The sequence below is a fragment of the Azonexus sp. genome (genome assembly GCF_047638095.1).
Lineage (GTDB): Bacteria > Pseudomonadota > Gammaproteobacteria > Burkholderiales > Rhodocyclaceae > Azonexus.
The window spans coordinates 22,546-33,034 of sequence record NZ_JBLJBW010000031.1 but is presented as its reverse complement, the minus strand read 5'-3'; the positions used below and the strand labels follow the sequence as shown (position 1 = coordinate 33,034).

The following is a 10,489-nucleotide window of genomic DNA, read 5'->3' as shown; positions in this document are numbered from 1 at the left end:
CGCCGATGCAGCAAAAAGTCAATCCAACTCAAAACCGCATCCGCAACAAGCTTCGCTTGGCGGCAATAGCCTGCTGGACCCACCCCTTCCCTTCCCGAACAGGACCGTGAAACAGCAACGCGCCAATGATAGTGAGCACCTCGCTCGCGAAAGTAGGTCACCGCCAGGCACCCCATAAAAAACCCCCGCTAGAAACACTGGCGGGGGTTTTTGCGTCTACAAAACAAAATGGCTGGCAGAGGTAAAGCACCTGCAAAACGTAACGCGGATAAAAACGGATCACGCGGAATGACGCGGATGAAGATCAAAAGCTGTGCTTTTTTACATTGCACACCACCCAACTCGGCGGGTGTGCGCTCGCAAGCAACCCGCACCCAATCTGCTTTTATCCGCGTCAATCGGTGTCATCCGCCGCATCCGCGTTCAAGCTCGTTGATGTTTATATCAAGATCAGAAACCTCAACGCGGATCAAAACGGATCACGCGGAATGACGCGGATGAAGATCAAAAGCTGTGCTTTTTTACATTACACGCCACCCAACTGGCGGGTAGTGCGTACTCGTAAGCAATTCGCACCCAATTTGTTTTTATCCGCGTCAATCGGTGTTATCCGCCCAATCCGCGTTCAAGCTTGATGACGTTTTTAAAGTTCGGGCGTTCGTGGAGGATTGTTTTCGGCTCACGATCAGTGCGGTGTTTAGCGAATGTCCAGATTTCGGGGCGGCGCTGGGTTGGCGTGCTGCGCTTCAAAGTGCCAGCAGGGTTTGGGCGTGGTGTGCCATCATCCATTCTTCGTTGGTCGGGATGACGAGTACGTCGATACTGCTGTCGCCGGCGCTGATGACTTTGTCGTGGCGGGCGTTGGCTTCCGGGTTTAGGTGGATGCCTAGCCATTGCGCTTGCAGGCAGACGCGGCGGCGTACCTCGGCGGCGTGTTCGCCGATGCCGCCGGTAAATACCACGGCATCCAGGCCGCCGGCGGCGGCGGCGAGCGAGCCGAGTTCGCGGGCGATGCGGTAGCAGAATAGCTCGACTGCTTCATGCGCCTCTGGTTTGTCGGAAGCGAGCAGGGTGCGCATGTCCTGGCTGATGCCGGAAACGCCCAAGAGGCCGGATTCTTTGTAGAGAATGCGGGTCATGTCTTTGACCGAGAGATTTTTGCTTTCCATCAAGTGCAGGATCAGGCCAGGGTCCATGTTGCCGCAGCGGGTACCCATGACCAGACCGTCAATGGTGGAGAAGCCGAGCGTGGTGGCGACGCATTTGCGTTTCACCATGGCCGCCATGCTGGCACCGTTGCCGAGGTGACAGACGACGACGCGGCCATCGGCGCGGTGCGAGTGCTGTGGCAGGGCGCGGGCGATGTATTCGTAAGACAGGCCGTGGAAGCCGTAGCGTTTGATGCCTTCGGCGGTAAAGCTGCGCGGCAGGGCGAATTGCTGGGCGATCTCGGGTTGGCTGCGGTGAAAGGCGGTGTCGAAGCAGGCGATTTGCGGCACTTCTGGCAGCAGGGCGCGTAGCGCCTCGATGCCGGCGACGTTGTGCGGCTGGTGCAGCGGGGCGAGCGGCACGAAGCTTTCGAGGTGGCCGAGCACGGTGTTATCAATGACGATGGGTTGGGCATAACGCTCGCCGCCATGCACCACGCGGTGGCCGACGGCAATGATTTTCCAGGTGTTGTAACTGGCCATGAACCATTGCAGGAGGGCGTCAAAAGCGGCGCGGTGATTGACCTTGTCACCTTCGATAATTTGGTCGGCGACACGCTCGCCGCTGCGGTTTTTAGCGACCAGGCGGGTCGTGCTGGTGCCTAAACCATCGATCTGGCCGGAGACTTCGGCCTCGGGAGAAATCGGTGCAGCCAGCGGAAAGAGGGCGAATTTGATCGAAGAGGAGCCGGCGTTGATGGTGAGAATGCTGGGTTTCATGGGTTTTCCTTGAGACGGGCGCGTTGGGCGTGGGCGATGAGGGCGGCGATGACGCAGGATGCGGTGCGTGTTTCGGCCGTATCGGCGCGGCTGGTGAGGACGATAGGCACCTTGGTGCCGAGCACGATGCCGGCGGTGAGGGCGTTGGCCAGGTATTCGAGTTGCTTGGCAACCATGTTGCCGGATTCGAGGTCGGGGACGATAAGAATTTCTGCCTGACCGGCCACCGCGGACTGAATACCTTTGGTTTTGGCGGCGACGATGGATACCGCGTTGTCAAAGGCGAGCGGACCATCGAGCAGACCGCCTTTGATCTGGCCGCGATCGGCCATTTTGCACAGAGCGGCGGCGTGCAAGGTGGATTCGATTTTTGGGTTCACCGTTTCCACTGCCGACAAAATCGCGACCTTGGGTTCGGCGATGCCGAGCACGTGGGCAAGGTCGATGGCGTTCTGGATGATGTCCACCTTTTCTTCGAGCGTCGGTGCGATGTTGATGGCGGCGTCGGTAATCAGGAGCGGGCGGTGGTAGGTCGGCACCTGCATGACGAAAACGTGGCTGATGCGCCGATTGGTGCGCAGGCCGTTGGCGCGGGCGATGACTTCGCTCATCAGTTCGTCGGTGTGCAGGCTGCCTTTCATGAGCGCCTCGGCGTCGCCAGTTTTGACGAGTGACACGGACAGCGCCGCCGAATCATGGCTGTGCGCGGCATTGACGATGCGAATACCTGAGAGATCGAGCCCGTTTTCTTCGGCTACGGCACGAATTTTGTTTTCTGGCCCGACCAGAATGGGCTCGATGATCCCGGCCTGGAAGGCTTGCACTGGCCCTTTCAGTGATTCGGCATCGCAGGGGTGGGCGACGGCGGTGGGAATCGGCTCCAGCCCCTTGACGCGAGCGAGCAGTTCGGTAAAGCGCGCGTGCTTGTCGTCGATGCGAATCGCCGGAATATGGCCATCTTGTTGCAGACGGGTGACCTTTTCGCTGGGGGCAAGCACTTCTGCCGTGCCGTGCACCACTTCCAGCCCTTCTTGATTGACGCAAGTGCAATCGAATAACACATGCCGGTTGTGGGTGAATTTTTGTTTGACGGTGAGCGTGATTTCGATGCGATCGCCAATGCTCACCGGGCGGGTGTAGCGCAGCGATTGATCAACCAAAATAGTGCCGGGGCCGGGAAATTGCGTGGCCAGCACGGTGGAGATGAGCGAGCCGCTCCACATGCCGTGCGCAATGGCTTCGCGGAACATGCCGCTTTCGGAGTATTTGGGGTCGATGGTGGCGGGATTGATGTCGCCAGTGAGAATGGCGAAGAGCTTGACGTCTTCTGGCATCAAGGTGCGGGTGAGGCTGGCGCAATCGCCGAGCTCGATTTCGTCGAAGGTTTTGTTGGACAGATAACGGCTGTTGCTTGGACAGGCGGCGTTCATGTCGGACTCCTTGGGAAGAGGGAATAGAGGGGCGGAGAAAGGCGCTTAGGGCGTGTCAGGCAGGTTCTGCCGCAGTAGAAGTTGGGCCTGTGGTTCAGGCGCGGGCGGCGGCGCGGCGTTCAAGGGCGGCTTGGGGGGGCGGAATGTGAATGCTTAAATCGCTTTGCAGATTTTCCAGGGTGTCGATCACCCAGGAGTTGGCTTCATAGGTGAATTCGCGGGCGGCGAGCGGCGCGCCGGTACAGGCTTCGGCGTAGAGCGCAATGGCGGCGGAACGGCTGACACCGTATTCGCAGTGCACCATGAGCGAGAATGCCTCCGAGGCGTGCTGCAGTTTTTCGATGAAGGCTTTCACCCGGCGGGCGGTGGCACGATCGAACAAACCCGGCAGGGGCGGTGCGAAAGGATCGGCGGGAATGGCATCGAAAAACGACAGGCGCAGCACGTGCTCAAAAAGCGGGTCAAGCTGTGCTACCGGGGTGGTCGGGTCGGTGATCGAAATAATGGCCATGGCGGGGTCGCCTGCCAATGATTCGGCGAGTTTGCGCGAGGTATAGTAAATCTGAGTGATGCTCATGATGCGGCGCTTATTCCATGAAAACCGGATCGGAAAATACAAGGGTGCCGTCTTTGCGCATCATCAGATTGTCGGCTTTGATGAGGTCGGGCAGTGCGCCGTATTCTTCGGAAAAAACTTCCAGCGCTTTGAGCGAGTCATTGACCGTATCGGCCCAACCCATTGGTGTGCAAGTGAGGTGGTGCAGGGCGATGCGCCCCATATCCTGAGCGAGATTGCGCCACATCATGCAGGCGTCGAAATAGGCGGTGGAAATTTTGCTGGCCACTTCGGAAGCTTCACCATGGCTGGGCAGGGGGTAGAGGCGTTCAACTTCCACCAGGTAATAGGGGTAGCCCCGGCTGGAGCGGCCAAAATGCCCGTGGTCGGCGAAAACCACCGGGAAGTGCCGGCCCAGGGGGCGATCCGGTGCTGTGTAATAGGCGTGATCAGTGGGGGAGGAAAGGATTTTATAGACGCGCTCTTGACCATCGACCGGGTCGGCTTCCAGAACGATGCTGCTCTCGCCCCGGCCGATTTCCTTGCGGCCGGTCAGGAGGGGATGTTCGGGGATGGGGTCGGGTAATAAAGGTGGTGGGGTCGGGCTCATGGGCGTCTCTCTCACTGAAAATTACCGGACGGCTGCCGCAAGGGGCGGCAGCCGCAGGAAGTTTGCAGCGTGCATCAGGCGACGATGTGCGCGCCGGCGTCGACGAAAATCGTCTGGCCGGTCATGCCCGAGGAACCGTCAGTACACAGGAAGGCAGTCAGCGCGCCGACTTCTTCGATGGTTACGGTGCGCCCGAGCGGAGCTTTTTGTGCATCGTTTTCAAGCAGATTGTTGAAGTTGGCGATGCCGGATGCAGCGCGTGTCATGATCGGGCCAGGAGAAACGGCAAAAACGCGGATGCCTTGCGGGCCCAGGTCATGCGCCATATAGCGTACGGCAGATTCCAGCGCCGCTTTGATGATGCCCATGACGCCGTAGTTACGCACGACGCGTTCCGCGCCCAGGTAGGACATGGTGATCAAAGTACCCCCCTTCGACATCAGAGGTTCCAGCGCTTTCGCCATGCGCAAAAAACTGTGGCAGGAAATGTTCATGGCCGAATCGAAACCCTGTTCCGTGGCATCGACGACACGCCCGTGCAGGTCGTCGGCATTGCAGAAAGCCATGGAGTGAACGGCGAAATCAATCTGACCAAAAGCTTCGCCGCACTGGGCGACGACGTTTTCCAGGCTACCTGCTTCGGCCACGTCAAGCTTCAGGAACAGTTTGGCACCGAGCGCCTCGGCCAAGGGCTGGGTGTAGCGCGCGGTTTTGTCGTTCTGGTAGGTGATGGCAACCTCGCCGCCCAGCGCCACGATGGCTTGTGCCACGGCGTATGCGATGGATTTGTCGTTGGCGACGCCAGTGATCAGGCCTTTTTTGCCGGCCAACGGCAGGGCGGGAGAAGTCGTTTGGCTCATGGTGTTTCCTTGCATGGTGGTGTTTGTGAAGAAAAATGATGAAAAGTTGTATTGCCTTGCGATAAAGCCAAGGTTAGCACAGCCGTTGCGCTCTTATGCTGACCGAGCAAAACGTGCACGTAAAAGGCGGCTGCGCGGGCTTGAGCCATTGCAGCCGCCTTGTCGGGCGCGGATCAGCGATAGACGAGAACCGGAATTTTCGAGTGTGTGAGCACCTTGTTGGTTTCGCTCCCCAAGAGTAGCCCGGTAATGCCACGCCGGCCGTGCGAAGCCATGAAAATCAGGTCGCAGCCGGCGTCCGTGGCGGCGTTGATGATGGCTTCGTAAGGCAGGTCGCTGGTGGTGGAACGGGTGTCGCATTCGACGCCGGCTTCACGGCATTGGGCGGCGACCTTGCCTAGCACTTCAGCCGCCTGTTTTTCGGCCATTTCAGCAAAAGTGGCAGGCGTGGTGGAGTCGATCAGCGCACCTTCGCCGAAATAGGCGATGCGATATTCCGGTTTGGCGTAAAACACGGTGACGCGGGCGCCGGTTTCCTTGGCGTAATCGACAGCACGCAGGGCGGTGGTGCTGGATAACTCGGAACCATCGGTTGGGACGAGAATATGTTTAAACATGGGATAACTCCTCAAAAGACTCGCCGGCGCTCGTTTTTGCCGGATCAGGAGGATGCTACGCCAAGTTGCAAAGAAAACAAAACTGGCGCAGGCAAGCTTACGAAGAGGCTCGCAAAGCCCAGCGCCCGTCGCTGGCGCGCAACAGCGCAGGGCGCAGGAAAGATTGGAAAAGTGTCATTTTGTCATTTTGTCTAGGCAAAACAGTAGAATGCGCGGGTAGGTCCCAGAATGTTTCGCCTGAACAAGTTACACCTGCAAGGAGAAAACCATGCCGCAAAAGCCCGCTGCCGAGCACGATCCACTTGATCTGCGTACCTTGAACCCGGTAGAAAGCGCCTTGCGCACGATGAGTAATGCGCTCGATCCCTTCGGTGTGTTTTCTTCTGCGCTGCGCGCGCAGCTTGCCTGGGTCATGCATCCGGTGGAATTGTCGCGGGCGCTCAATGGCTTGAGCAGCGACCTGCTCGCTTTGCAAACCCACGTCATGCGCCGTGCTCTGGGGATGCCCTCGGAAGATGTGGTCACGCCGCATCCGGACGATGCGCGTTTTGCCGATGCTGCGTGGACCGATTCGGCGAGCTGGGACATCATCAAGGAATGGTATCTGGCGTTTACTCACCGTTTGCAGGATATGGCCTTCGAAACGCCGGGTTTGTCGGAAAAAGAGCAGCGCCGCGCGGCATTCTGGTTGCGTAAATGGTTGAATGCGGTCGCGCCGACCAATTTCTTCTGGCTTAACCCGACAGCGATCGAGCGTGCCGTGACGAGCGGCGGTGAGAGCCTGCGTCAGGGGTGGTTGAATTTTCAGCGCGACGCTAAAGCCAAAAATATCCAGATGGTTGATCCAGAAGCCTTTAGTGTCGGCAAGGATCTGGCAACGACGCCGGGCAAGGTGGTGTTTCGTAACCGCATGCTGGAATTGCTGCACTACACGCCGACTACGGAAAAAGTGCAGGCCATGCCGATTGTCATCGTCACGCCCTGGATCAACAAGTTCTACATTCTCGATTTGAATTCTCGCAAGAGCTTGGTCAAGTATCTGACGGATCAGGGTTTTTCGGTTTTTATTACGAGCTGGAAAAATCCCGATGCAACGATGCACGACGTGCGTTTCGACGATTACCTCACTGAAGGCGTCAGCGAAGTCGTGCGTGTGGCGCGTGAATTCTGCCAAGTGCCTCAGGTGCATCTGGTCGGTTACTGCATCGGCGGGACTTTGGTCAGTACCTATATGGCTTGGGCGAACAGGCGCTACGGTGAAAAAGAGATGCCGGTGGCGGATTGGACGCTGTTTACGACGCTCACCGACTTTTCCAACCCGGGTGATATCGATGTGTTCATCGACGAGGTGTGTATCGATGCGCTGGAAAAAATGATGGCCCAGCAAGGCTATCTGGACGGCGCGCAAATGGCCTCCTCCTTCCGCCTGTTGCGTTCGAACAGCTTGATTTGGCATTACTGGGTGAATAGTTATTTACTGGGCGAAGCCTTGCCGCCATTTGACGTATTGTTCTGGAACGTCGATTCGACGCGTATGCCGCAGGCGATGCACAGCTATTACCTGCGCGAAATGTATTTGCACAATAATTTGATCAAACGCGACCATCTGACGATTGCCGGTGAGCCCATCGACCTGGGGCGTATTACGCAGCCCTTGTATGCGGTGACGGCGTTTGATGACCATATCGCACCGTGGAAGCAGTGTTATCGCATCCGTAAATACGTCAATGTGGCGACGCCGGTGCGTTTCGTGTTGTCTACCTCCGGGCATATTCTGGGTATCGTCAACCCGCCAGTGAACCCGCCAAAGCGGGCCTATTGGGCGGGCGAACCCGAGCATAACGAGCATTGGGAGCGCTGGCAGGCGCGCACCGAGAAAAAACCCGGCAGCTGGTGGGCTGACTGGTGTGAATGGTTGCGTCAGCGCGGTGGGGAAATGGTGGCGGCCTATCCGGCGGCCAATCGTAAATTCCCGGCGCTTGCCGATGCCCCGGGGACTTACGTGCTGGAAAAATAAATGCGGCACAGCCCGCTGCGGCGGGCGTTTTAGCTTTGATGCCCATCAATGCTTAAGCTGGGGATGCTCCAAGATAATGGCGGCATGTAAATACCTCGTTCGAGATAGCCGCCATGAGCTTGCAACAATTTCTCCAGGAAGACCATCGCGATTGCGACGATTTGTTTGCCCTTGCTGAACAGGCCGCCGGCAGCGGCGATTTGGCTGCGGCAGCAGAAGGTTTTGGGCGTTTTCATCAGGCCGTGCTGCGCCATTTTGCGGCCGAAGAAAGTATGTTGTTTCCGGCTTTTGAAGAAGCAACCGGTATGCGCATGGGGCCGACTCAGGTAATGCGCATGGAGCACGAACAGATGCGCGGCATGATGGAGGCCGCTGCCGACGCGGTGGGCGCCGGGGATCGCGAAGCTTTTCTCGGACAGGTCGATAGCCTTTTGATCACTATGCAGCAGCACAATATGAAGGAAGAAAATGTCCTTTACCCGATGTGTGATCAGCATCTGGGCGCGGCCGTGCCGGCTTTGATCGAACGCCTGCAGGCAGCCTTGCAGGAGGCATGATGGATATTTCTGCCGAGCGCACCGTCGATGCGCGTTTCATGGAGCCACCGCAACCCTTTGTGGCGACCATGGAAATGCTCGATACCTTGCAAGCAGGCGAGGAAATGCTGCTCTTGCTCTACCGCGAGCCGCATCCTTTGTACCGTGTGCTGCAAAAAAACGGCCACAGCTGGACGAGCGAATTACGCGCTGACGGTACTTTTGCTATTCGTATTACCTGTTGATTCTGGCACTGGATGCAAGCCTTACTCGCTTTTGAGCAAGGGCCGCCGGTGGCTGCGCCGGTTCGCTTTTTTCTCACTGCGCCATTTTATCTGGTGCTGGCAGGTGTGCTCCTTGCGTTAGAAGGCGAGGGAATTTTTGCGTCACGCTGGACGCCAGCGACTTTGGCAGTCACCCATTTGCTGACCTTGGGCTTCATGCTGCAGATCATGCTCGGGGCGCTGATTCAGATTCTGCCGGTGCTGGCAGGCGCGCATCTACCGCGCCCGCGCTTGGTCGCAGGGCTTGTGCATCCTTTGTTGAATGGCGGTGTACCGGCCTTGGCGCTCGGGTTTTTGCTGGGGGATGCGCGCTGGATGTATGGCGCGGCGACCTGCCTGATCCTGGCGCTGGGTATTTTTCTGGCAGCGTCCGGCTGGGCCTTGTGGCGTGTGCGTTCGACCAGTCCTAGCATACGTGGCCTCAAAATGGCTTTGCTCGCCTTGTTGATTACCGGCGGCAGCGGCCTTTACATGCTGCTCGCTTTGGCCGGTGGCTGGCCGGTGGCGCTGGAGCGGCTGACCAATTTGCACGCGGGTTGGGGTTTGGGCGGTTGGTCGGCAATTTTGCTGGCGGCGGTCGCCTATGTCGTGGTGCCAATGTTCCAGCTCACGCCAGGCTACCCGGCGCGCCCAGCCTGGTGGTTTCCGCGCCTGGTTTTTTCTGCATTACTCCTCTGGAGCCTAGGTGTGCTTGCCGGATGGGATTGGCTGGCCGCCGATGCGCGCCTGATTTTGTCTTTGCTTGGGCTCTTTTTTGTCATTCAAACCTTGCGTTTGCAGCGTCAGCGCCGCCGGGCGCGACCGGATGCGACGTTTCGTTACTGGCAGTTCGGCCTGTACGTTTTGTTGCTGGTTCTGCTCATGGTGCTGGCGCAATCGTTGTCGCCGTCATTGGCCGAGATCGAGGGCTGGTCATTGTTGCTGGGGGGGCTGGTGCTGCTCGGCGGCTATGTCGCTTTCATCATCGGCATGTTGTACAAAATCGTGCCTTTTTTACTTTGGTTTGATTTGCAAAATCGCTCAGCCATTGGCAAACCGCCGCCGGCGATGAACCGCTTGCTCTCTGAAAACGAAAGCATGCGTCAGTTACAGCTGTTTTATCTGGCCTGTGCCGGCGTTCTGGCTGCCGGGGTGTGGCCAGCAGGCTTGGCACTGCCGGCGGGCGTGTTGCTGCTGTCGTGCGGTGCTGCTTTGTGGCTCAATGTGGGGCGTGCGTTTTGGCGTTACCGGGCATTTCGCCGCGCGGCAGTGGGGAGTGCGCGATGAATTATCTGCTCTTGAAACAGATACATATCACCTGTGTCGTGCTCTCCGGTTTGGGGTTTGCCCTGCGCTTTTTCTGGATGTTGCGCAGTTCGCCATATTTACAGGCGCGTTTGACGCGGATGATCCCGCATCTTGTTGATTCAACGTTGTTTTTTACTGCGCTCGCCATGGTTTGGATGAGCGGGCAGTATCCCTTTGTGCACAGCTGGCTGACTGCCAAGGTGCTGGCGCTACTGCTGTATATTATTTTGGGGGCAATGGCCTTGAAGCGGGGGCGAACGCGGGAACAGCGTTTTAAATTCGGCCTGCTTGCCGCCCTGACTTTCGCCTACATCGTAGGCGTGGCCTTGAGCCGGCAAGCGAGCCTGGGACTGTTTTAAGAGTC

General features: G+C 58.1%; 11 protein-coding genes and 1 rRNA gene. 6 read left to right on the top strand and 6 right to left on the bottom strand.

All coding sequences use genetic code 11. The features are described 5' to 3' along the window. Positions 1-55 precede the first annotated feature (55 nt). Positions 56-169: ribosomal RNA gene (gene rrf / locus ACM62Q_RS09255) — 5S ribosomal RNA — on the top strand. 577 nt (positions 170-746) lie between these two features. Here rrf and ACM62Q_RS09250 read toward each other — a convergent pair. The 6 genes from ACM62Q_RS09250 to ACM62Q_RS09225 all read right to left on the bottom strand — a co-directional run bounded on the left by ACM62Q_RS09250 (position 747) and on the right by ACM62Q_RS09225 (position 6,001). After that, positions 747-1,928, bottom strand: a complete 1,182-nt coding sequence (locus ACM62Q_RS09250) for an acetate/propionate family kinase (RefSeq protein ID WP_415035830.1) — start codon at positions 1,926-1,928, stop codon at positions 747-749. Continuing rightward, positions 1,925-3,358 carry a bifunctional enoyl-CoA hydratase/phosphate acetyltransferase gene (locus ACM62Q_RS09245; protein WP_415035828.1) on the bottom strand — a complete coding sequence of 478 codons (1,434 nt, stop codon included), beginning with the start codon at positions 3,356-3,358 and terminating at the stop codon, positions 1,925-1,927. The genes ACM62Q_RS09250 and ACM62Q_RS09245 overlap by 4 nt, the downstream gene beginning before the upstream one ends. Before the next feature lie 94 nt (positions 3,359-3,452). Next, a complete protein-coding gene (locus tag ACM62Q_RS09240) occupies positions 3,453-3,935 on the bottom strand; it encodes a hypothetical protein (protein ID WP_415035826.1) in 483 nt (160 codons plus the stop codon). Positions 3,936-3,945: 10 nt separating this feature from the next. Next, on the bottom strand, positions 3,946-4,524 hold the full coding sequence (locus ACM62Q_RS09235) for a hypothetical protein (protein WP_415035824.1): 579 nt from the start codon (positions 4,522-4,524) through the stop codon (positions 3,946-3,948). A 74-nt stretch (positions 4,525-4,598) separates the two neighbouring features. Beyond that, positions 4,599-5,384, bottom strand: a complete 786-nt coding sequence (fabI, locus tag ACM62Q_RS09230) for an enoyl-ACP reductase FabI (RefSeq protein WP_415035822.1) — start codon at positions 5,382-5,384, stop codon at positions 4,599-4,601. 173 nt (positions 5,385-5,557) lie between these two features. Continuing rightward, the gene (locus ACM62Q_RS09225; RefSeq protein ID WP_415035820.1) at positions 5,558-6,001 is read right to left on the bottom strand and encodes a universal stress protein; all 444 of its coding nucleotides are present in this window, start codon (positions 5,999-6,001) and stop codon (positions 5,558-5,560) included. Positions 6,002-6,347: 346 nt separating this feature from the next. Between ACM62Q_RS09225 and ACM62Q_RS09220 the strand changes: the two genes are divergently transcribed. The 5 genes from ACM62Q_RS09220 (at position 6,348) to ACM62Q_RS09200 (ending at position 10,484) form a co-directional block, all read left to right on the top strand. Further along, positions 6,348-8,018: a PHA/PHB synthase family protein gene (locus ACM62Q_RS09220; RefSeq protein ID WP_415035832.1), complete on the top strand. Its 1,671-nt coding sequence runs from the start codon at positions 6,348-6,350 to the stop codon at positions 8,016-8,018. Between the two features lie 113 nt (positions 8,019-8,131). Then, entirely contained in the window at positions 8,132-8,575 is a 444-nt protein-coding gene (locus tag ACM62Q_RS09215; RefSeq protein WP_415035818.1) for a hemerythrin domain-containing protein, read from the top strand. Continuing rightward, the gene (locus ACM62Q_RS09210; RefSeq protein WP_415035816.1) at positions 8,572-8,799 is read left to right on the top strand and encodes a DUF2249 domain-containing protein; all 228 of its coding nucleotides are present in this window, start codon (positions 8,572-8,574) and stop codon (positions 8,797-8,799) included. The genes ACM62Q_RS09215 and ACM62Q_RS09210 overlap by 4 nt, the downstream gene beginning before the upstream one ends. A 12-nt stretch (positions 8,800-8,811) precedes the next feature. Further along, a complete protein-coding gene (locus tag ACM62Q_RS09205) occupies positions 8,812-10,104 on the top strand; it encodes a hypothetical protein (RefSeq protein WP_415035814.1) in 1,293 nt (430 codons plus the stop codon). Beyond that, positions 10,101-10,484, top strand: a complete 384-nt coding sequence (locus tag ACM62Q_RS09200) for a SirB2 family protein (RefSeq protein WP_415035812.1) — start codon at positions 10,101-10,103, stop codon at positions 10,482-10,484. The genes ACM62Q_RS09205 and ACM62Q_RS09200 overlap by 4 nt, the downstream gene beginning before the upstream one ends. The last annotated feature ends 5 nt before the right edge of the window (positions 10,485-10,489 follow it).